A 21,803-nucleotide genomic window follows, 5' to 3' on the forward strand; every position below is an offset into this window, starting at 1 on the left:
ACGACCCGTGGATTCGCTGACCGAGCGAACACCACGGGTCGTTTCGGCCGTCAAGCTCGCGCGAGCGGCAGAGCGCAAGAAGACCGGACAGTTCCTGGCCGAAGGGTTCAATGCCGTCTCCGAGGCAGCGCGGTCCGGGCTGATCCGTGAGCTGTTCTTCACCTCCGATGCCCTCGAGCGGCACCGCACGCTCATCGCGTCCATCGAGGCCGGTGGGGCGCGAATCTTTCCGATCACCGATCGGGCCGCGAAGGCGTTGTCCGACACCGTCACCCCACAGGGACTGATCGCGGTCACCGAGCTGGTCGACGTACCCCTCGACCGTGCCTTGGCTGATACTCCTCGCCTGGTGGCCGTACCGGTGGAGGTAGCCGAGCCGGGCAATGCCGGAACTGTCATCCGCGTCGCGGACGCCGCCGGCGCAGATGCGGTGGTCCTTCTGGGCGATTCGGTCGATCCCCACAACGGCAAGTGCGTTCGGGCGTCGGCCGGCAGCGTGTTCCATCTTCCGATCGCCCGGGAACGGTCTGTCGAGTCCGGTATCGAGGCATTGCGTGGCGCGGGGCTGACGATCGTGGCCACCGCTGCCGACGGCGAGGTGGACCTGGACGACGCCGACCAGTTGCTCGCGCAACCGACTGCGTGGTTGTTCGGCAACGAAGCCCACGGGCTGCCCGAGTCCGTGGCGCGCGCAGCCGATCACCGCATTCGAATCCCTATCCACGGTCGCGCCGAGAGCCTCAACCTGGCAGCGGCCGCGGCGATCTGCCTGTACGCGAGTGCCCGAGCTCAGCGACGCTCGTGAGCCCCGTGCGCACGGTCGCCTAGGATCGATACCTGTCTGCTCCGCGCAGGAGTGAAGCCTGCGCAACGACCCCTCGTTGCAGACACCGACTATTACTCGAGGAGTGCTGCTGTCGTGGCGAAGAAAGATGTCGGACCCGAGCCGGTGGATCCGAGCGTTCTGGAGGAGTCTGCGCTCGGATCCGCGGTGGATTCGGCCGAGCAGGCGTTCGCCGACGCGTCGGATCTCGATGCTCTGACCAAGGTCAAGGCCGATCACGTGGGTGGAAAGGCTCCGCTGGCGCTGGCGCAGCGTGCGCTCGGTGCGCTACCGGGTGAGCAGAAGGCGGACGCGGGCAAACGCGTCAAAGCAGCGCGTGACCGAGTGCAGAAGGCGTTCGACGAGCGACGCGTCGTGCTGTCGGAACAGCGCGACGCGGCCATCCTGGTGGCAGAAACGATCGACGTGACGCTGCCCACCGATCGAGCTCCGGTCGGCGCCCGGCACCCCATCACGATCATCGCCGAGCAGGTGGCAGATGTGTTCGTGGGGATGGGCTGGGAGGTCGAAGAAGGCCCCGAGGTCGAGACCGAGCATTTCAACTTCGATGCGCTCAATTTCCTGCCCGACCATCCGGCGCGCACGATGCAGGACACGTTCCACATCGCACCCGAGGGATCACGCCAGGTATTGCGTACCCATACTTCGCCGGTGCAGGTGCGTTCGATGCTCTCGCGCGAGCTGCCGATCTACGTGGTCTGCCCGGGACGAACGTTTCGCACGGACGAGCTCGATACGACGCACACTCCGGTGTTCCATCAGGTGGAGGGCCTCGCCATCGACAAGGGCCTGACCATGGCGCATCTGCGCGGAACGCTGGATGCGTTCGCGAAAGCGTTGTTCGGCGATGACACCCGCACTCGTATGCGGCCCAATTACTTCCCGTTCACGGAGCCGTCGGCCGAGGTCGACGTGTGGTTCCCGAAGAAGAAGGGCGGGGCAGGTTGGGTCGAGTGGGGTGGCTGCGGAATGGTCAACCCGAAGGTGTTGCAGGCCAGCGGTATCGACCCCGAGGTGTACACCGGTTTCGCGTTCGGCATGGGCCTGGAGCGGACGCTGCAGTTCCGCAACGACATCCCGGACATGCGAGACATCGTCGAAGGCGACGTCAGGTTCACGCTGCCCTTCGGTGTTCAGGCCTGACGCTTCTTCACAACCACCCCACTTCTTCTCGGATACAAGAAAGAGCTGAGTACACGTGCGAGTCCCACAATCCTGGCTGACCGAGGTTCTGCACGCGGGGACGCCCGACTGGGCTGTCTCGCCCGAGGAACTCGACGCCGGTTTCGTACGGGTCGGGTTCGAGGTCGAGGAGCTCGAGGCCCTGGACAATGTGGCCGGACCGCTGGTGGTGGGCCGGGTGAGCTCGATCGAAGAGCTGACCGAGTTCAAGAAGCCGATTCGTTTCTGCCTGGTGGACGTCGGAACCGACGAGCCGCAGGAAATTGTCTGCGGAGCGCGAAATTTCGAAGAGGGCGATCTGATCGTGGCCGCTCTGCCGGGCAGCGTTCTGCCCGGGGGGTTCGCCATCGCATCGCGCAAGACGTACGGCCGCAACTCCAACGGCATGATCTGTTCGACGCTCGAGCTCGGACTCGGCCGAGACCACTCCGGAATTCTGGTGCTGCCCGACGGTACAGCCGACCCGGGTGACGACGCGAAAGCAGTTCTTGGCCTGCAGGATTCGGTCATCGAGCTCAATGTCACCCCAGATCGTGGCTACGCCTTCTCCGTCCGCGGTCTCGCCCGTGAACTGGCGTGCAGTTTCGATCTGCCGTACGTGGACCCGGCGCGCACGGTCGCCACCGAGGTCACCGGTGACGCGTGGTCTGCCACCGTCGAACCGACGTCGGGCGCGTCGCGATTCGCCTTGCGCAAGGTCGTCGGTATCGATCCGACAGCAACGACTCCGTGGTGGATTCAGCGTCGTTTGCTCCTGGCCGGCGTACGCCCCATCTCCGCGGCGGTCGATGTCACCAATTACGTGCTCCACGAACTCGGGCAGCCACTGCACGCCTTCGATGCTGCCAAGCTGGACGGCGGCATAGTCGTGCGCCGTGCGACAGCGGGGGAGAAGCTGACCACGCTGGATGGTGTCGAGCGTTCGCTCGATCCTGAGGACGTCGTCATCGCCGACGGATCGGGAGCGATTTCGCTCGCGGGTGTGATGGGCGGGTTGTCCACCGAGGTCGATGACTCGACCACCGAGGTCGTCCTCGAGGCGGCGTCGTTCGATCCGCTCGCGGTGTTCAGAACCGGGCGTCGGCACAAGCTCTCGAGCGAGGCAAGCAAGCGTTTCGAACGAACCGTGGACTCTGCTCTTCCGGTCGCGGCGCTCGATCGTGCTGCACAGCTACTGGTCGAGATCGCGGGTGGTCGGATCGAGCCCGTGCTGACCGACATCGGGGAGGCAACCGAATACCCCTCGGTCACGATGGACTTCGATCTGCCGGACCGGATTGCCGGTGTGGAGTACCCCAACGGGACCGCGGCTCGACGGTTGACACAGATCGGATGCCGAGTCGAGGTGTCGGTCGACGACGCCGGGCACGGCCAGCTGATCGTCTCGCCGCCGTCCTGGCGACCGGATCTGGTGCAGAGCGCCGACCTGGTAGAAGAGGTGCTGCGGCTCGAGGGACTCGAAAAGATTCCCTCGGTACTACCCTCTGCTCCCGGCGGTCGTGGCCTCACCGCGGAACAGAAGCGACGGCGCGCCGTCGGCAAGGCACTCGCGTTTGCCGGGTACGTCGAGGTGTTGCCCCCAGTGTTTCTCCCCAAGGGTGTTTTCGACACCTGGGGCCTCGCGGCGGACGATTCTCGGCGCGAGACCACCTCGGTGCTCAACCCGCTCGAGGCCGACCGTCCAGAGCTCGCGACGACGGTGCTCCCCGGTCTGCTCGAGATGCTCGGTAGGAACGTCGCCCGCGGTCAGCGAGATGTCTCGCTGTTCGGAATAGCCCAGGTGGTGCTCCGAGACGATGCCACCGCCGCGGTGGAGGCATTGCCGGTCGACCGTCGTCCTACCGACGATCAGATAGCCATGCTTCGCGGTTCGCTGCCTGCGCAGCCGGTGCATGTGGGTCTTGTGCTCACCGGGCAGCGTGAGTTCACGGGTCCGTGGGGGCCGGGACGCGCCGCCGAAGCTGCGGACGCGTTCGCAGCGGTACGCACGGTTGCCGAGGCGGCCGGCGTGAACGTCGATCTTCGAGCTGCACAGCACCTTCCGTGGCATCCGGGTCGGTGTGCCGAGGTTCTGCTCGACGGCGAGGTCGTCGGGTATGCAGGTGAACTGCACCCGGCGGTCCTCGAACGCGCCGGCCTGCCGCCGCGCACGTGTGCCGTCGAGCTCAGTCTGAGTGCTCTCCCCGTGGTCGAATCGCTCCCTGCCCCCGAGGTGTCGCCGTATCCGGCGGTGCTGCAGGACGTAGCCGTAGTGGTCGACGCGTCCGTGCCGGCGGCCTCCGTGGAAGCCGCGCTCACGATCGGCGGCGGCGACTTGCTCGAGTCGATCCGGTTGTTCGACGTCTACGACGGTGAACAGGTCGGCGAAGGACGCAAGTCGCTGGCCTTCGCATTGCGGTTCCGTGGGACCGACGGCACCTTGACCGAGGATCAGGCGACTGCCGCTCGCGACGCAGCGGTGGAGGCTGCATCGAAGGCGGTCGGAGCCCAGCTGCGGAGCTGATCGGTCCACCCCCGGGCAGTCGTGTCCGTAGCGTGGAGTCACGAGTGGTCACGACGACTGGAGTAGCAGATGAGTGAATCCGAAGTTGACGGCACTGCGTCCGACTTGCAGGTGGTGCAGGATGTCCTCGCGGCGGTCGCGGGTCGGCCACAGCTCGCCCCGGTTGCGGCTGCAGCGTCGGCTCTTGCTGCCGAGTTGAGCACCGCCGAGCCCGCTACGCCCGGTCGCACTGTGCCTGATCCCGCATCAGCGCCGGGGACGGTTCCCGATGTCGATGTTCCGAAGGTCACGAAGCCGCGAATCGATCAGCCGCTCGGGGATCCGCCGCCCGGGGCTCCCCTCGGCGGCACTGTGCCGGGGATCATCGAGGCGGAGCTGGTCGATGATCCGCTCGGCGCTGCCGGCGGCGGATCTATCGGCGGCGTGGTCGGTGACTTCACCGATTCCGGCGTGCCGACCTGGGACGGCGTGCGAGACAAGGTGGAGCATCGCTCGGGCACCGCTGCCGGGGCGCAGGAGTTGGACGAGGACTCTCGGGCCGGCCGCGACCTCGACGAGCAGTGGAGCGAACGGCAGGAAGCGGGTCGGCGCAAGCTCGACGAAATCCGCAAGTCCATGGGCGGAAGCTGACACGCCGGGCGGGGTACACCCACCCAGCCATGAATGAGCTTGCATGATGCTGCATAATAAACCGCATGACTATTTCGGAGGCCACGCCGAGGCGTATCGCGGTGGCAGGCGCAAGCGGTTATGCCGGTGGTGAGATTCTTCGGCTTCTGCTCGGGCACCCTGCGGTGCGCGACGGTTCGCTGGTCATCGGATCGCTGACGGCCGGCGGCAATGCCGGTGCCACGCTGGGCGAATTTCATCCGCATCTCTTGCCCCTCGCCGACCGTGTGCTCGGCCCCACCACCGTCGACGAGCTGGCCGGGCACGATGTGGTGTTCCTGGGGCTTCCGCACGGCAAGTCCGCCGAGCTCGCTCTGCAATTGCCCGAGTCGGTGCTGATCATCGATTGCGGCGCCGACTTCCGTCTCACCGACGGCGAGGCGTGGGAGAAGTACTACAACAGCCCGCACGCGGGGAGTTGGCCGTACGGACTGCCCGAGTTGCCGGGCTGCCGTGAGCAGCTGGTCGGCGCAACCCGCATCGCAGTTCCCGGGTGCTATCCGACGGTGTCGTCCCTCGCGCTCGCGCCTGCCGTCGCTGCCGGCATCATCGAGCCTCGCGTCAATATCGTTGCTGTCAGTGGCAGTTCGGGTGCCGGTCGAGCTCCGAAAGCAGAACTTCTGGGCTCGGAGGTGATGGGATCGGTTCGGGCGTACGCCATTGCCGGTGCCCACCGGCACACACCCGAGATCGTGCAGAACCTCTCGGCAGTCGCCGGGAGTGCTGTCACGGTGTCGTTCACGCCGGTTCTTGCGCCGATGCCTCGCGGAATCCTGGCCACGTGCACCGCGATCACCACTGCCACTCAGGAGCAGGCCGTCGAGGTATACGAAAAGGCCTACGCTGCAGAGCCGTTCGTGCATGTGCTTCCTGCCGGGCGACTCCCGCAGACCGGTTCGGTCATGGGATCGAACGCTGTACAGATGAGTGTGTCCGTCGATGCGGACGCGGGCCTGCTGGTCGTGATCGCGGCTATCGACAACTTGGCCAAGGGCACGGCGGGAGCTGCTGTCCAATCCATGAATCTTGCACTGGGAATTACCGAGACCGAGGGTCTCTCTACCGTAGGAGTGGCACCATGAGCAGCCTTCAGGACGAGTCGGAGGCCGTCGGCAAAGTAGCGGGAAAGCTGGTCCGCACTCAAGGTGTCACCTCGCCCGCAGGTTTCCGTGCCGCGGGAATTCCTGCCGGTATCAAGGTCAGTGGTAGGTCGGATCTGGCTCTGGTGTTCAACGAGGGTCCCGATTTCGCGGCGGCGGGTGTGTTCACCCGCAACAAGGTCAAGGCTGCGCCGGTGCTGTGGTCGCAGCAAGTGCTTTCCACCGGACGTTTGCGTGCTGTGATTCTCAATTCCGGTGGTGCCAACGCCTGCACGGGGGCCCCCGTTTCTAGGATGCGCACCGCACGGCAGAGGAAGTTGCGTCAGCACTGAGCAATTGGGGTTCCGAGACGGGGGCGATCGAGGTTGCCGTGTGTTCGACGGGTCTGATCGGTGATCGGCTGCCGATGGACAAGCTGTTGCCCGGTGTGACCGAGGTCGTCCACGAACTGGCGGGCGGAATCTCCGGTGGTACCGATGCGGCGCACGCGATCATGACCACCGATACCGTGCCCAAGCAAGCGGCGATCCATCATGCCGACAAGTGGAACGTCGGCGGCATGGCGAAAGGCGCAGGCATGCTGGCTCCGTCGTTGGCCACGATGCTCAGTGTCATCACCACCGACGCCGTCGCCACCGCGGAACAGCTCGACACGGCGTTGCGGGCGGCGACCCGGTTGTCGTACGACCGGCTCGATGTGGACGGAGCGACCTCGACCAACGACACCGTGTTGTTGCTCTCCTCCGGGGCCAGCGGAGTGGCTCCGTCGCAGGACGAACTCGACGCTGCGGTACTGGCAGTGTGCGAGGACCTTGCCGATCAGATGATGGCCGACGCCGAGGGCGTGACGAAGCGGGTGAAGATCACCGTCTCGGGTGCGGTGTCCGAGGACGATGCTCTGGTCGGCGCGCGGGCTGTTGCCAGGGACAGTTTGACCAAGACTGCGCTGTTCGGTTCGGATCCCAACTGGGGGCGGGTGCTCGCTGCGATCGGCATCGCTCCGATCGAGCTCGATCCCGATCGAATTGCCGTCTCGTTCAACGGTAACGCGGTGTGCATCGACGGCGTGGGCGCGCCGGGGGCGCGGGATGTGGACCTGTCCGGTGTCGACGTTGCGGTGACCATCGATCTCGGTCTCGGCTCCGGTTCGGCCTCCATCCGAACCACGGATCTTTCGCACGCGTACGTCGAAGAGAACTCGGCCTACTCGTCATGACCTCGGCCGCACTGGAACTCACGGCTGCGCAGAAGGCGTTCACGCTGGCAGAGGCCCTGCCCTGGCTGCAGCGCTTCGCGGGCAAGACCGTCGTGGTGAAGTACGGCGGCAACGCCATGATCGACGAGAATCTCAAACGGGCGTTCGCTGCCGACATGGTTTTCCTGCGTACCGTCGGAATCCATCCCGTGGTCGTACACGGTGGTGGCCCGCAGATCTCGGCCATGTTGACCAGGCTCGGGCTGGCCGGTGAGTTCCGCGGCGGCTTCCGAGTCACCACGCCCGAGGTGATGGACGTCGTTCGGATGGTTCTGTTCGGCCAGGTCGGACGTGAACTCGTCGGCCTGATCAACAGTCACGGTCCGTACGCGGTCGGCATCTCCGGTGAGGATGCGCACCTGTTCACCGCGACCCGGCGCACCGTCCTGGTCGACGGCACCGCGACCGATATCGGATTGGTCGGAGACGTCACCTCGGTCGACCCGGCGGCGATCTTCGATCTCATTGCCGCAGGCCGGATCCCGGTGGTGTCGACCATCGCTCCGGACCGGGACGGTGTGGTGCACAACATCAATGCAGACACCGCGGCAGCCGCGCTGGCGAGTGCCATCGGTGCCGAGAAGTTGGTCGTTCTCACCGATGTCGAGGGGCTCTACACCGCGTGGCCCGATCGCAGCTCGTTGGCCTCCGAGATCGATGTGTCTGCACTCGAGACGTTACTGCCCTCGCTCGACGCCGGGATGGTGCCGAAAATGGAAGCGTGCCTGCGTGCCGTGCAAGCGGGTGTGCCGACGGCTCATGTCATCGACGGCCGCGTCGAACATTCCGTCCTGGTGGAACTGTTCACCGGCGAGGGAATCGGCACCATGGTCACCCCCGATCGTCCTTCTACGTCAGGAGTCACGCTATGACCGGCACAGAGGCCACAGTCGATCTGCAACAGCGGTGGTCGAACTCGTTGATGGACAATTACGGGGTGCCGCGCGTGGCGCTCGTCCGGGGCGAGGGTGCGGTGCTGACGGACGCCGACGGCAAGCAGTATCTCGACCTGCTCGCCGGTATCGCCGTCAACATTCTCGGCCACGCGCATCCCGCGGTGATCGAGGCGGTCACCACTCAGCTGTCCACCCTGGGCCACACCTCGAATCTGTATGCGACCGAGCCCGGAATCGCGTTGGCCGAGCAGCTGCTCGCGCACCTCGGTGCCGGGGCAACCGGACGAGTGTTTCTGTGCAACTCCGGGACCGAGGCCAACGAGGCGGCATTCAAGATCGCGCGGCTGACGGGTCGTCCCAACATTGTGGCGGCCGAGAAGTCCTTTCACGGGCGGACGATGGGCGCGCTGGCGCTCACCGGCCAAGCAGACAAGCGAATCCCGTTCGAGCCGATGCCCGCCGGAGTGCAGCACGTGCCGTACGGCGACGTTGCGGCGCTCGAAGCAGCCGTCGATTCCGACACTGCCGCAGTGTTTCTCGAACCCATCATGGGTGAAGGAGGCGTGGTGGTTCCGCCGGAGGGATATCTTCTCGCCGCGCGCGAGATCACCGCGAAGCACGGTGCGTTGCTCGTCCTCGACGAAGTGCAGACCGGTATCGGCCGTACCGGGTGGTTCTACGCCCATCAGTCGGTCGGCATCGTGCCCGATGTCATCACCCTGGCCAAGGGCTTGGGTGGTGGCCTGCCCATCGGTGCCTGCATCGGTATCGGAGCTGCGGGAGAGTTGCTGCATCCGGGCAAGCACGGGACCACCTTCGGTGGAAATCCGGTGTGTGCTGCGGCGGCACTGGCGGTGCTGCGCACCATCGCGGACGAGGATCTGCTCTCGCACGCGGACAGCATCGGCAAGACGATCGCGCACTCCATCGACAATCTCGAACATCCTCTCGTGAGCCATGTCCGGGGTTCGGGGTTGCTTCTCGGCGTGGTGCTCACCGCGGCCGTGGCACCGGCGGCCGAGGCGGCCGCACGCGAGGCAGGCTTCCTCCTCAACGCAGCCCAGCCCGATGTGCTCCGGCTCGCACCACCGTTGATCATCACCGAAGAACAAGCTGCGTCGTTCGTGGCGGCGCTACCGGCAATTCTCGACGCAGCACAGGAGGCTCATCAGCCATGACGGTTCAGCATTTCCTTCGGGACGACGACATCACCCCACAGCAGCAGGGTGAGATCCTCGCCCTGGCAGCCGAACTCAAGCGCGCGCCCTTCTCCAAGCGTCCTCTCGAAGGACCGAAAGGAATCGGTGTCATCTTCGAGAAGAACTCGACGCGCACCCGCTTCTCCTTCGAGATGGGCATCGCGCAATTGGGTGGCCATGCGGTGGTCGTGACGGGCCGCGATACCCAATTGGGTCGTGAGGAGACGCTGCAGGACACCGGCCGGGTGCTCTCGCGCTACGTCGAGGCGGTGGTGTGGCGCACGTTCGGGCAGAAGCGGCTCGAGCAGATGGCCACGGGTGCAACGATTCCGATCGTCAACGCCCTGTCCAACGAGTTCCACCCGTGCCAGGTGCTGGCCGATCTGCAGACCCTGATCGAGCACAAGGGAGATCTCCGGGGCCGCACACTGGCCTACTTCGGTGACGGGGCGAACAACATGTCGCATTCGTTGCTCATCGGCGGAGTGACGGCAGGGCTGAACGTCAGGATCGCCGCTCCCAAGGAGTTCGTCCCACTCGGCTACGTCCTCGACGCCGCCCGTGCGCGAGCCGAGGAGACCGGTGCCACCATCACCATCACCGAGGACCCGGCCGAGGCCGCCTCGGGAGCCGACGCGCTGGTCACCGACACCTGGACGTCGATGGGTCAGGAGAACGACGGGCTCGATCGAGTTGCTCCGTTCCGGCCCTATCGAATCGACTCCGACCTGCTGTCCAAGGCGCAATCGGACGCCGTCGTGCTGCATTGCCTCCCTGCACATCGCGGCGAGGAGATCACCGACGAGGTGCTCGACGGCCCGCAGAGCGTCGTCTGGGACGAGGCCGAGAACCGCCTGCACGCGCAGAAGGCGCTGCTGGTGTGGCTTCTGGAACAGGCGCGACGACCGTGAAAGAAGACGCCACTGCGGTGCCGCTGACCGCATCGACCCGCGCGGGCAGGCAGGCGCGGATCATCGCGTTGCTGGCCACGCACCCGGTGCGCAGTCAACCGCAGTTGGCGTCCTTGCTCGCAGCCGAGGGAATCGACACCACGCAGGCGACGTTGTCGCGTGACCTCGAAGAACTGGGTGCGGTGAAACTGCGCGCCCCCGACGGTGGAGTCGGGGTGTACGTCGTGCCCGAGGACGGCAGCCCCGTCCGCGGAGTATCCGGCGGCACCGACCGCCTGCTGAGATTGCTGGGGGAGCTGTTGGTGTCCACCGATCACAGCGGAAATCAGGCTGTGCTCCGAACGCCACCCGGTGCGGCGCACTACCTCGCCAGCGCACTGGATCGGGCTGCGCTACCCGAGATCGTGGGCACCATCGCCGGCGACGACACGATATTGCTCATCGCGCGCGAACCGCTCACCGGTGGCGAAGTCGCCGACAAGATAGAGAAGCTTGCTCGACGCGGGAACTGAGTACCGGCTACCCATCACGTGCAACAAGAACAACGAAGGAGCTCGAACACCATGGCCGAACGCGTCATCCTCGCCTACTCCGGCGGACTGGACACCTCCGTCGCGATCAGTTGGATCGGGAAGGAGACCGGTAAGGAGGTCGTCGCCGTGGCGATCGATCTCGGCCAGGGCGGTGAAGACATGGAGATCGTGCGTCAGCGAGCACTCGATTGCGGCGCCGTCGAATCCGTCGTCGTCGATGCCAAGAACGAGTTCGCCGAGGAGTACTGCCTGCCGACGGTGCAGTCCAACGCGTTGTACATGGATCGATACCCGCTGGTGTCGGCCATCAGCCGTCCGCTCATCGTCAAGCACCTCGTCGAGAACGCACGGGCCCACGGCGGAACCGTCGTCGCGCACGGATGCACGGGCAAGGGAAACGACCAGGTTCGGTTCGAGGTCGGCTTCAACACCCTCGCCCCCGAACTCGAGGTGCTGGCACCGGTACGTGACTACGCGTGGACCCGCGAGAAGGCCATCAAGTTCGCCGAAGAGAACGACATTCCGATCAACGTGACCACCAAGTCGCCGTTTTCGATCGACCAGAACGTCTGGGGTCGCGCGGTGGAAACCGGTTTCCTCGAGGACTTGTGGAACGCACCCACCAAGGATGTCTACGACTACACCGAGGATCCGACGGTCAACTTCCAGGCCCCGGACGAACTCATCGTCTCGTTCGACAAGGGGCGTCCCGTCGCGATCGACGGTCGTCCGGTCTCGGTACTCGAAGCGATCCAGGAACTCAACACTCGCGCGGGAGCGCAGGGCGTCGGACGCCTCGACGTGGTCGAGGATCGGTTGGTCGGCATCAAGAGTCGTGAGATCTACGAGGCTCCCGGTGCCATGGTGCTCATTCGCGCGCACGAGGAACTCGAGCACGTGACCCTCGAGCGCGAACTGGGTCGCTACAAACGTCACACCGACCAGAAATGGGCCGAATTGGTGTACGACGGTCTGTGGTACTCCCCGCTCAAGGGTGCTCTCGACACGTTCACGGCACACACCCAGGAACACGTCTCCGGCGATATTCGCCTGGTTCTGCACGCCGGCGGCATCATCGTCAACGGTCGTCGCAGTGGCGAATCGCTCTACGACTTCAATCTGGCCACCTACGACGAGGGCGACACGTTCGACCAGTCCGCGGCGAAGGGTTTCGTTCAGCTGCACGGGCTGTCTTCGAAGATCGCTGCGAAGCGGGACCTGGGCCTGTGACGAATTCGGAAAGCTCGCATGGAACCAACGAGGGTTCGCTCTGGGGCGGCAGATTCGCATCGGGGCCGGCCGCGGCGATGGCGGCTCTGAGCAAGTCGACCCACTTCGACTGGGTTCTCGCCCCCTACGACATCCGGGCGTCGATGGCGCACGCCCGAGTGCTCAACGGTGCTGGATTGCTCACCCCGCAGGATCTCGAGACGATGCTCGACGGTTTGCAGCGCCTCGCCGACGATGTCGCCTCGGGTGTGTTCGCGGCAGCCGAATCGGACGAGGACGTGCACGGTGCTCTCGAACGCGGCCTCATCGATCGCGTCGGACCCGAGGTCGGTGGGCGGCTGCGGGCCGGCCGTTCGCGAAACGACCAGGTGGCGACGCTGTTCCGGATGTGGCTACGCGACGCAGTTCGGCGAGTGTCGGTCGGTGTTCTCGATGTGGTCGACGCCCTGGCGACACAGGCCGCGGCGCACCCGACCGCCGTCATGCCGGGCAAGACTCATTCGCAGGCGGCCCAGCCGGTGTTGTTGGCGCACCATCTGCTCGCGCACACCCATCCACTGCTGCGTGATGTGCAGCGGTTCGCCGATTTCGACAAGCGAGCAGCGGTGTCGCCGTACGGTTCCGGCGCTCTCGCCGGTTCGTCTCTCGGATTGAGTCCGGAGAAGATCGCGGCCGAGCTCGGGTTCGACGCGTCCGCCGAAAACTCGATCGACGCCACGTCTTCCCGAGACTTCGCGGCCGAGGCGGCGTTCGTGCTGGCGATGACCGCGGTCGATCTCTCCCGGTTCGCCGAAGAGGTCATCTCGTGGAGTACCCCCGAATACGGCTACGTGACCCTCGCCGACGCCTGGTCGACAGGTAGCTCGATCATGCCGCAGAAGAAGAACCCGGACGTTGCCGAGCTGACCCGCGGCAAGACGGGGCGATTGATCGGTAATCTGACCGGCTTGCTGGCCACGCTGAAAGCTCAACCGTTGGCCTACAACCGCGATCTTCAGGAAGACAAGGAGCCGGTCTTCGATTCGGTGGCGCAGCTCGAGCTGTTGCTCCCGGCGATCACCGGGTTGACGGCGACCCTCGAGTTCCACACCGATCGCATGGCCGAGCTGGCACCGGCGGGATTCACACTTGCCACCGATATCGCCGAATGGATGGTGCGGCAGGGGATTGCGTTCCGGGTTGCCCACGAGGCGGCCGGAGCGTGCGTCCGAGCGGCCGAGGCGCGTGGCGTCGGGCTGGTCGATCTGACCGACGACGAACTGTCCGCTATCGATCCGGCGCTCACTCCCGATGTTCGCGAGGTGCTGACGGTGGAAGGTTCCATCTCGTCGCGCGATTCGCGCGGTGGGACCGCAGCGGTGCAGGTGGCAAGCCAGCTCGGTGGGGTGCGGGCGTCGGCGTCGGCACTGCGTGCGTGGGCCGAGGTGCCGGTGTTGCGGCACTGAGAGAGCAATCGATATCCACGCCGGTCTCCTCGAGTGTGATGTGAGAGGCTTTCGTCACACGAAGATCGATGCCGGTCGTTCTGTCGGGCCGAACGCAGGAGTGAGTTTGTGGGACTGAATGCAGACGCCGTACGCGGTCCACTACGTCGTGCCATCGCCACGGCGCAGAACGGTCTCGAGGTCATCCGTCTGGGTGGTCTCGAAACCGAGGTGGATCCGTCGCCGTTTCGGGTGATGGACCGAGAGCCGATGTATCGGCTTCGGCGCTACTTCCCCGACGATGTGCCTGCGGACAGCCCTCCGGTGGTGCTCATTCCGCCGATGATGGTCTCCGCGGATGTCTACGACGTCACCACCGACCAGGGGGCCGCCGGAATCCTGCACGGCATGGGTCTCGATCCGTGGGTGGTCGATTTCGGTTCGCCCGATACCGAAGAGGGTGGGTGGAGCCGCACTCTCGCCGACCATGTCGTGGCCATCAGTGAGGTCGTCGACAAGGTGCACGAGTACACCGGACGTGACGTCCATCTCGGTGGGTACTCTCAGGGTGGAATGTTCTGCTACCAGGCGGCCGCCTACCGTGGTGGGCGAAACCTCGCCAGCCTCATCACCTTCGGTGCTCCGGTCGACACGTTGGCCGGATTACCGCTGGGGATCCCGGCTGGCGTGGCCACGCGGGGCGCGGAGTTCCTGGCCGATCACGTGTTCACCCGGCTTGCCGTATCGGGTTGGATGGCGCGGACGGGATTTCAGTTGCTCGATCCGGCGAAGACCGTGCGGTCGAGGTTGGACTTCCTGCGTCAGTTGCACGACCGTGAGGCGCTGTTGCCCCGCGAGCCGCAGCGACGCTTTCTGGCGATGGACGGGTGGGTGGCCTGGTCCGGGCCTGCCGTGGCGGAGTTGTTGAAGCAGTTCGTCGTTCACAATCGCATGATGACCGGCGGGTTCGCCATCAGGGACCGATTGTTGACTCTGGCCGAACTCACGGTGCCGGTGTTGGCCTTCGTCGGCGAGGTCGACGACATCGGTCAACCGTTGGCTGTGCGCGGCATTCAACGCGCTGCGCCGCGCGCCCAGGTCTTCGAAACCACGTTGCGCGCCGGTCACTTCGGCCTGGTGGTCGGCAGCACTGCGGCTGCGCAGACGTGGCCGACCACGGGAAACTGGATTCGGTGGCGCGAGAACCTCGGACCCAAGCCCGAGGCGGTCCGCCCGATGGAGCGTGAGGATCACAGCGACACCGACAGCGGAGTGTCGATCACCAACCGACTGATCCATACGGCCGCCTCCATCGCCGAGGTCGGCGTCGGCGTCGGCCGTGGGCTGGCATCGGCGGCCACCGGTGCGGTGCGTGGTACCCGAGAAATCTCGTCCGAGGCCGTGCGTACGTTGCCACGACTGGCGCGGCTCGGTCAGATGCAACCGCACAGTCGAGTTTCGTTGGGCCGCTTGATTGCCGAGCAAGGACGCAAGTCTCCCAACGGTGAATGCTTCCTGTTCGACGACCGAGTGCACACCTACGATGCGGTGAACGTTCGCATCGACAATGTGGTGCGCGGTCTGATCAGCGTCGGTGTACGGCCCGCGTCACGCATCGGAGTGTTGATGGAGACGCGGCCGAGCGCGTTGGCTGCAATGGCCGCACTCTCGCGCATCGGTGCAGTGCCGGTTCTGTTGCAGCCGGGCAGTGACCTGGCAGCAGTATTGCGGACCGTCGACGTCGACACCGTGATCGCAGATCCCGACAACGCCGCGGCTGCAGTCCCGGTGGTACCGAATGTGTTGGTCCTCGGCGGCGGTGACACTCGCACACTGGACATCCCCTCGGGGTACGAGGTGACCGACCTCGAGGCCATCGATCCCGACTCGGTGCGTCTACCTCAGTGGTACGAGCCCGATCCCGGTCGCGCTCGTGAACTGGCAATGATCCTGTTCACCACGACCGACCGTGGCCTCGAGCCTCGCTACATCACCAATTATCGCTGGGCGTTGTCGGCCTTCGGAACCGCAACAACCGCCGCGCTCGGTCCTGGCGATACCGTGTATTGCCTTGCCCCGCTGCATCATTCGGCTGGAATACTCGTCACGATCGGTGGTGCGCTCGCAGGCGGATCACGCATTGCGCTCTCTCGTGGTCTCGATCCCGAACGGTTCAGCGAAGAGGTCTACCGTTACGGCGTCACCGTGGTGAGTTACACCTGGACGATGATGCGGCAGATCCTCGACGATGGCCGTTTCCCGGTCGATTCCGGCCATCCGGTACGTCTGTTCATCGGCTCCGGGATGCCGGTGGGACTGTGGCGACGCACGCTGGCACGGTTCAGCCCGGCCCGGGTGCTCGAGTTCTACGCATCGACCGAGAACGATGTGATTCTGGCCAACGTGGCGGGTTCGAAAATCGGCTCGAAGGGCCGTCCCTTGCCCGGCAGTGCTCGCGTCGCCCTGGCGGCCTACGACCCGATCACCGGCCGACTCGAAGAGGACGACGACGGCTTCGTCCGGCAGTGTCGAGACAACGAGATCGGGCTGCTACTCGGTCGGCCCAGCGGAGAGGGCGAAGCGACGAGCCACGTCATGCGGGGAGTTTTCGAGCCCACGGACGCATGGATCCCCACCGAGAATTTGTTCCGCCGCGATTCCGAGGGAGATTACTGGCTCATCGACCGTAAGGACACGGTTGTGCGATCAACCTGCGGTCCGGTGTACACGCAGCCCATCGTCGACGCGGTAGGGGATCTCGACCAGGTCGATTCGGCTGTGGTCTACGGAGTGCGCGTCGCTGTCGATCGGCCACGATCGGTTCGCGTCGAGGCGAGTGCTACCGAGGTCGCAGTCTGCGCCATCTCACTGCAACCGGAGGCAGTGATCACGGCGCGTGCACTGACGGACGCTCTCGGTGCACTGCTTCCTGCGGAGCGCCCGGGGATCGTGCACGTGGTGCCCGAGATCCCGGTGGGTCGCGCATACCGTCCGAACGCGACGGCATTGAAGGAAGCAGGCATCCCTGTGCCGAGCGCGCGGTCATGGTTCTACGACGAGGAGTCGAACACCTATCGAAGACTGACCAAAGCCGTTGTGGCAGAAAGATTCGTCGACACCTCCGACCGAGCAAAGGTGTCGTCGTAGCTGCGGTTCGTCGGCGCTTCGGCGGCGTTGGGTACCGTAACCCAGTACATGACTCCGGCTGGGCCGGAGGCGAACAAAGGACACTCGTGGCGATCGATCAGACACTGCTCTCCATTCTTGCCTGCCCTGTGGACAAGGGGCCGCTGCTGTTGGTCGACGGCGAGTTGCTCTACAACCCCCGGCTGCGGCGCGCGTATCCCATCGCGAACGGCATCCCCGTTCTACTTGCCGACGATGCCCGCGATGTGGACGACGCCGAGCACGACGCCATTCTCGCGCGCGCTCGGTCCTGATACGCGACTATCGGGGCTCGCCGTTCACGAGCTCTCTTCGGATCCGTGTCCCACCGGCAGGGGCCCGGTGAGGTAGCGCTGCAGCGTTGGGGCCACCCAGTCGACGACGCGCTCGGCGGGCATCGAGGCGAGTGGTTCCAACTTCAGAATGTGGCGGCTCAGCAGCAGGCCGGACATTTGAGCGGCCACCAGGTTGACGCGTTCGAGAGCCGACCCTGCTGGGTCGTCGACGCGGGTGGCGATGTCTCGAAGCACCACCTGCATGAGAAATGTTCTGAGTAGCGCGGGGTCTCCGCTGGAGATCATCGTGCGAAACGCGGCGATGACGGCGTCGCTGTTCTCGGACTCCCACACTCCGAGTACGCCGGTGAGGAGCGCTCGACCCAGGTCGTCGGTGTCCACGGACAGAACTTGTCGGAGGGTGTCGCTCGGGTCGATCGGAAGCGCGATCGACGCCACGAACAGGTCCCGTTTGGTGCCGAAATAGTGGTGGATCAGGGCGGAGTCGACGCCCGCGTCGGCGGCGATGGCGCGCACCGAGGTCTTGTCGAATCCATGTTGGGCGAACAGTCCTCTGGCCGAGGCCAGGATCGTGTCGCGGGTGCCTGATCGGCCCGGCCGACGACCGGATCTTGTCTGGGAATTATCGGTTTCGTTCACCACCGGCACAACCATGCCCGATGATCCACGCCGGGGGTCGTGTCGGGTCCTTCGGTGTGCACAGGTGGTGCGACGCTCACGGCGTTCTTCGACGCAGCGTGGCGGCAGCGGCGCACAGTGCAAGGACGGTACAGCTGCCGACTACCGCAAGGTCTCTTCCCATTTCTACGGTCACGGCGGACTCGAGAGAGATCTGCTGCAGGGCATTCACCGGGTAGGTGAGGGGGAGGACGTTGCTGATGGCGTGTAGCCAGTCCGGCATCTGGTCACGGGGAACCAGCAGGCCGCACAGAAACAGCTGAGGTAGCACCACGAGCGGCATGAACTGCACCGCTTGGAACTCGGTCCGGGCAAATGCGCTGCACAGCAGTCCGATCGCCACACCGAGCATCGCGTCGAGCACGGCGATCAGCACTACCCAGGCAATGGGTCCGGCTGTGGTCAAACCGAGCAACCCGAATGCGACCGTGCAGGCGAGGATGGCCTGCGCGACTGCAGCGAGTGAGAACGCCGATCCGTAGCTCACGAGAAGATCGAGCTTCGACATCGGGGTGGTCAACAGTCTTTCCAGTGTCCCGGAGGTTCTTTCGCGTTGCATCGCGATCGACGTGATGAGGAACATGACGACGAATGGCAGGACCCCGAGCATGGTGATCGCGATTCGGTCGAACAGCGATTGCTGTCCTGGCGCGGTCGGTACGTCTTCGTAGAGGAAGTACAGCAGCACCATCAGCAGGGTGGGCACCAACAGGATCATCGCGACCGTTCGGTGGTCGGACCGGAGTTGGCGAAGGATCCGGCCGGTTCCGGCGGCGTATATCTGCATGTTCATGCCTGTGCTCCGGTGATCTGGGTCGATTCGATGAGAGTCAGGAACGCATGTTCGAGGCTCGTCTCGTTGGTCCGGGTGAGCAATTCTTCTGGACTCGACTGAGCCAGGACGGACCCTTCGCGCATGAGGATGAGTGAACTGCAGTGCTCGGCTTCGTCCATGACGTGGCTGGACACCAGGATCGTTGTCCCGGCTGCGGCGATGTCGGCGAATCGCGACCAGAGTTCGGCGCGCAGGACAGGATCGAGTCCGACGGTCGGTTCGTCGAGGACGATCAACTCGGGCTCTGCGACCAACGCGCTCGCCAGTGACACTCGTCCGAGCTGTCCACCGGAAAGTTGCCCCGCTCGCGAGGAGGTCCAGTCCGTCAGGCCGACCGAATCGATAGCCGCGGCCACCTCCGGTGCCCGGCGACCGTACATGGCCCCGAAGTACTGGACGTTCTCACGAACAGTCAGATCCAGGTAGACGCTCGGAGCCTGGGTGACGTAGCCGACCTTGCTGCGCAGAACGCTGGACCCGGCTGGTGAACCCAGAACGGTCACCGATCCACTCCGGACGATCTGCGTACCGACGATCGCCCGCATCAGCGTCGTTTTTCCGCAGCCCGAAGGACCGAGCAGGCCGGTGATGGTTCCTCGGGGAATCGTCATATCCACGTCCCGAAGTACGGGTCGGCCGCCGCGCCGCACCGTCAACCGTTCGATCTCGACGGCGTGCTGGTAGACGTCGGGCATATCGACCTCCTGAAATTCACCAAGCAATGAAATCATCGTGTGGTGAATTTATAGACCGGCATTGGCCCATAGGTCAAGGGGCGGCATCATGTGGGAGTGGATGTGCGAGATCTCGAGCGTGGCCGGCCCGTCGATGTCGCCGTGCGATTGCTCGGAGGCATCGTGACCGCAGGGGAGGTGGTAGTTCGTATCGACGAGGTGGAGGCTTACGGCGGTCCGGCCGACGGTCCTTGGCCGGACCCGGCGTCGCATTCGTTTCGCGGACCCACCGCTCGCAACGAGGTCATGTTCGGGCCGGCTGGACACCTGTACGTCTACCTGAGTTACGGCATGCATGTGTGCATCAACGTCACCTGCGGCCCGGTCGGGACAGCGGCAGCAGTATTGCTTCGGGCGGGTGAGGTGACAGCGGGCCATGAGCTCGTCGACAGCAGGCGCGGAAGTGCCGGACGATCTGCCAGAGGTGGGGCAAGTGGCCCGGGCAATCTCGGGAAAGCGCTGGGGGTCGGCTTGGTCGACAACGGAACCGACATGTTCGACGATTCGGCGCCTGTCACGCTCCAACTCCGAGGCCGTCCGCTGAAGGGCAGTGCTGTCGGATGCGGTCCGCGCGTTGGGGTGAGCCTGGCCGCCGATCGTCCATGGCGGTTCTGGACACAAGGATCGCCGGCAGTGTCGGCCTACCGGCGAAGCCCGCGTGCGTCCGTCGCCGATGAGCCCGAGCGTTGACCGACGTGGTCGTGCGGGAAGATGTACCTCGTGAGTGAAAACATCATCGACGAAATGACCTGGCGCGGACTGATCGCACAGTCCACCGATGCGGACGATCTGCGGAAAGCAGCGTCCGAGGGTCCGATCACGCTCTATTCGGGTTTCGATCCGACGGGTCCGTCGTTGCATGCAGGGCACCTTGTGCCGTTGCTGGCACTGAAGCGGTTCCAGCGGGCCGGGCATCGGCCGATCATTCTTGCCGGCGGCGCGACCGGACTCATCGGTGATCCGCGCGACGTGGGGGAGCGGACCATGAATTCACCCGAGGTCGTCACAGAGTGGGCATCGCGTATCCGCGGTCAGCTCGAGCGCTTCGTGGAGTTGAACGACAGTCCCACCGGCGCGGTCGTGGTCGACAATCTTTCGTGGACAGGGGAGTTGTCCGCCATCGATTTCCTCCGGGACATCGGCAAGCACTTCTCGATCAACGTGATGCTGGCTCGCGACACGGTGAAGACCAGGCTCGAAAGCGACGGGATGTCGTACACCGAGTTCAGCTACATGCTGTTGCAGGCCAACGACTACGTGCAGCTTCGCCGAAAATACGGCTGCAGTCTGCAGATCGGCGGCTCGGACCAGTGGGGAAACATCATCGCCGGGGTGGAGCTGAACAGGAGGCAGGACGCTGAGTCGGTTCACGCACTGACGGTTCCCCTGGTCACCTCGGCCGACGGCAAGAAGTTCGGCAAATCCACCGGTGGTGGAAGCTTGTGGCTCGACCCCGAGATGACGAGCCCATACGCCTGGTACCAGTACTTCGTCAATACCGGCGACACGGATGTCGTGAAGTACCTGCGCTGGTTCACCTTCCTGTCGAAGGAGGAGCTGGCAGAGCTGGACGTGGCGACTGCAGAGCGTCCCCAGGCGCGCGAAGCGCAGAAGCGACTGGCCGCCGAGATGACCACGCTCGTGCACGGGGAGGCAGCGACTCGATCGGTCGAGCTGGCCAGTCAGGCTCTGTTCGGGCGCGCGGAACTCGCAGATCTCGACGAGTCGACCCTCGCCGCCGCTCTGCAGGAAGCGTCCGTTGCCGACATCGCGTCCGGCTTGCCGCAGACGATCGTCGATCTACTCGTCGCCACCGGCCTGAGTGACAGCAAGGGTGCTGCCAGAAGGGCAGTCAAAGAAGGTGGCGCATCGGTCAACAACGTCAAGATCGCCGACGAGGAATGGACGCCGACTGCGGAGGACCTCCTCCACGGACGATGGCTGGTGGTCCGACGCGGGAAGCGGAACTTCGCCGGTGCGCGGATCCTCGACTAATTTTTCGTGTCAGCAGTGGCCGGAGTCACATCCATGTAATTTGGTTTCTACGCCCGCTCGACGGGTAACCGACCGGTTGCGACCAGGCTGTTCACGCGATCTGCGTGAAAACGACCTGGGGATTTGACGCGTTGTTATCCGGGGCGTAACTTTGTCCAAGTCAGAGCGACACGGACGCCAGCCCAGACCGCAAGGCCTGAGCGAAGCGCGGTTCGCCTGTACAACCCGAGAATGTCGGATCCGAAAGGATCGAACTTCTCGGCGGATGTGACGCCGGTTTGACCGTGCACGATCATCCGGTCTAAGCTGGAACGGTTGCCCCGGACATGCACGAGCTTATGCTCGTAGATGAAT

At 64.9% G+C, this 21,803-nt stretch carries 18 protein-coding genes and 1 pseudogene; 16 read left to right on the forward strand and 3 right to left on the reverse strand.

Annotated features, from left to right (window positions below; all coding sequences use genetic code 11):
* The first annotated feature begins 7 nt into the window (after positions 1–7).
* From RHODMAR_RS15065 to RHODMAR_RS15130, 14 genes and pseudogenes are all read left to right on the forward strand, one after another.
* Positions 8–805 (forward strand): TrmH family RNA methyltransferase, encoded by a 798-nt coding sequence (locus RHODMAR_RS15065; RefSeq protein WP_008715925.1) that lies wholly within the window; start codon positions 8–10, stop codon positions 803–805.
* Between the two features lie 114 nt (positions 806–919).
* On the forward strand, positions 920–1,987 hold the full coding sequence (gene pheS, locus RHODMAR_RS15070; RefSeq protein WP_008715926.1) for a phenylalanine--tRNA ligase subunit alpha: 1,068 nt from the start codon (positions 920–922) through the stop codon (positions 1,985–1,987).
* Positions 1,988–2,042: 55 nt separating this feature from the next.
* Positions 2,043–4,529, forward strand: coding sequence for a phenylalanine--tRNA ligase subunit beta (gene pheT / locus RHODMAR_RS15075; protein ID WP_008715927.1), 2,487 nt, complete (start codon positions 2,043–2,045; stop codon positions 4,527–4,529).
* 69 nt (positions 4,530–4,598) lie between these two features.
* Positions 4,599–5,159, forward strand: coding sequence for a hypothetical protein (locus RHODMAR_RS15080; protein WP_008715928.1), 561 nt, complete (start codon positions 4,599–4,601; stop codon positions 5,157–5,159).
* A 65-nt stretch (positions 5,160–5,224) separates the two neighbouring features.
* On the forward strand, positions 5,225–6,280 hold the full coding sequence (gene argC, locus RHODMAR_RS15085) for an N-acetyl-gamma-glutamyl-phosphate reductase (RefSeq protein ID WP_008715929.1): 1,056 nt from the start codon (positions 5,225–5,227) through the stop codon (positions 6,278–6,280).
* Positions 6,277–7,514: pseudogene (argJ, locus tag RHODMAR_RS15090) on the forward strand (bifunctional glutamate N-acetyltransferase/amino-acid acetyltransferase ArgJ). Before argC ends, argJ begins: the two are co-directional and overlap by 4 nt.
* Positions 7,511–8,425, forward strand: coding sequence for an acetylglutamate kinase (gene argB, locus RHODMAR_RS15095; protein WP_008715932.1), 915 nt, complete (start codon positions 7,511–7,513; stop codon positions 8,423–8,425). Before argJ ends, argB begins: the two are co-directional and overlap by 4 nt.
* Positions 8,422–9,627, forward strand: coding sequence for an acetylornithine transaminase (locus RHODMAR_RS15100; protein WP_008715933.1), 1,206 nt, complete (start codon positions 8,422–8,424; stop codon positions 9,625–9,627). The genes argB and RHODMAR_RS15100 overlap by 4 nt, the downstream gene beginning before the upstream one ends.
* Positions 9,624–10,559, forward strand: a complete 936-nt coding sequence (argF, locus tag RHODMAR_RS15105) for an ornithine carbamoyltransferase (protein WP_008715934.1) — start codon at positions 9,624–9,626, stop codon at positions 10,557–10,559. Before RHODMAR_RS15100 ends, argF begins: the two co-directional genes overlap by 4 nt.
* Positions 10,556–11,071 carry an arginine repressor gene (locus RHODMAR_RS15110; RefSeq protein ID WP_008715935.1) on the forward strand — a complete coding sequence of 172 codons (516 nt, stop codon included), beginning with the start codon at positions 10,556–10,558 and terminating at the stop codon, positions 11,069–11,071. Before argF ends, RHODMAR_RS15110 begins: the two co-directional genes overlap by 4 nt.
* A 51-nt stretch (positions 11,072–11,122) precedes the next feature.
* Complete coding sequence (locus RHODMAR_RS15115; protein ID WP_008715936.1) at positions 11,123–12,322, forward strand: argininosuccinate synthase; 1,200 nt, start codon at positions 11,123–11,125, stop codon at positions 12,320–12,322.
* Positions 12,319–13,767 (forward strand): argininosuccinate lyase, encoded by a 1,449-nt coding sequence (gene argH, locus RHODMAR_RS15120; protein ID WP_008715937.1) that lies wholly within the window; start codon positions 12,319–12,321, stop codon positions 13,765–13,767. The genes RHODMAR_RS15115 and argH overlap by 4 nt, the downstream gene beginning before the upstream one ends.
* A 108-nt stretch (positions 13,768–13,875) precedes the next feature.
* Complete coding sequence (locus tag RHODMAR_RS15125; RefSeq protein WP_008715938.1) at positions 13,876–16,893, forward strand: AMP-binding protein; 3,018 nt, start codon at positions 13,876–13,878, stop codon at positions 16,891–16,893.
* Positions 16,894–16,979: 86 nt separating this feature from the next.
* Positions 16,980–17,186 carry a Trm112 family protein gene (locus RHODMAR_RS15130; protein WP_042939356.1) on the forward strand — a complete coding sequence of 69 codons (207 nt, stop codon included), beginning with the start codon at positions 16,980–16,982 and terminating at the stop codon, positions 17,184–17,186.
* 24 nt (positions 17,187–17,210) lie between these two features.
* On the opposite strand, the gene RHODMAR_RS15135 is transcribed toward RHODMAR_RS15130, so the two are convergent.
* The 3 genes from RHODMAR_RS15135 to RHODMAR_RS15145 all read right to left on the reverse strand — a co-directional run bounded on the left by RHODMAR_RS15135 (position 17,211) and on the right by RHODMAR_RS15145 (position 19,451).
* Positions 17,211–17,861, reverse strand: coding sequence for a TetR/AcrR family transcriptional regulator (locus tag RHODMAR_RS15135; RefSeq protein WP_008715939.1), 651 nt, complete (start codon positions 17,859–17,861; stop codon positions 17,211–17,213).
* 61 nt (positions 17,862–17,922) lie between these two features.
* A complete protein-coding gene (locus tag RHODMAR_RS15140) occupies positions 17,923–18,678 on the reverse strand; it encodes an ABC transporter permease (protein ID WP_008715940.1) in 756 nt (251 codons plus the stop codon).
* Entirely contained in the window at positions 18,675–19,451 is a 777-nt protein-coding gene (locus RHODMAR_RS15145) for an ABC transporter ATP-binding protein (protein ID WP_232433670.1), read from the reverse strand. Before RHODMAR_RS15145 ends, RHODMAR_RS15140 begins: the two co-directional genes overlap by 4 nt.
* Positions 19,452–19,511: 60 nt before the next feature.
* Here RHODMAR_RS15145 and RHODMAR_RS15150 point away from each other — a divergent pair, with 60 nt between their 5' ends.
* Together RHODMAR_RS15150 and tyrS are read left to right on the forward strand one after the other, a co-directional pair.
* Entirely contained in the window at positions 19,512–20,144 is a 633-nt protein-coding gene (locus RHODMAR_RS15150; RefSeq protein WP_042939366.1) for a DNA-3-methyladenine glycosylase, read from the forward strand.
* 30 nt (positions 20,145–20,174) lie between these two features.
* Positions 20,175–21,449, forward strand: coding sequence for a tyrosine--tRNA ligase (tyrS, locus tag RHODMAR_RS15155; protein ID WP_042939368.1), 1,275 nt, complete (start codon positions 20,175–20,177; stop codon positions 21,447–21,449).
* The last annotated feature ends 354 nt before the right edge of the window (positions 21,450–21,803 follow it).

It is taken from the genome of Rhodococcus sp. AW25M09 (assembly GCF_000333955.1).
Taxonomy (GTDB): Bacteria; Actinomycetota; Actinomycetes; order Mycobacteriales; family Mycobacteriaceae; genus Rhodococcoides.

Excerpts from the sequence above, each read along its gene's own strand:
- RHODMAR_RS15145 (WP_232433670.1), bottom strand. The coding sequence starts at position 19,451 with ATGATTTCATTGCTTGGTGAATTTCAGGAGGTCGATATGCCCGACGTC.
- RHODMAR_RS15140 (WP_008715940.1), bottom strand. The coding sequence starts at position 18,678 with ATGAACATGCAGATATACGCCGCCGGAACCGGCCGGATCCTTCGCCAA.
- argF (WP_008715934.1), top strand. The coding sequence starts at position 9,624 with ATGACGGTTCAGCATTTCCTTCGGGACGACGACATCACCCCACAGCAG.
- RHODMAR_RS15135 (WP_008715939.1), bottom strand. The coding sequence starts at position 17,861 with ATGGTTGTGCCGGTGGTGAACGAAACCGATAATTCCCAGACAAGATCC.
- RHODMAR_RS15100 (WP_008715933.1), top strand. The coding sequence starts at position 8,422 with ATGACCGGCACAGAGGCCACAGTCGATCTGCAACAGCGGTGGTCGAAC.
- RHODMAR_RS15080 (WP_008715928.1), top strand. The coding sequence starts at position 4,599 with ATGAGTGAATCCGAAGTTGACGGCACTGCGTCCGACTTGCAGGTGGTG.
- RHODMAR_RS15115 (WP_008715936.1), top strand. The coding sequence starts at position 11,123 with ATGGCCGAACGCGTCATCCTCGCCTACTCCGGCGGACTGGACACCTCC.
- argC (WP_008715929.1), top strand. The coding sequence starts at position 5,225 with ATGACTATTTCGGAGGCCACGCCGAGGCGTATCGCGGTGGCAGGCGCA.
- argB (WP_008715932.1), top strand. The coding sequence starts at position 7,511 with ATGACCTCGGCCGCACTGGAACTCACGGCTGCGCAGAAGGCGTTCACG.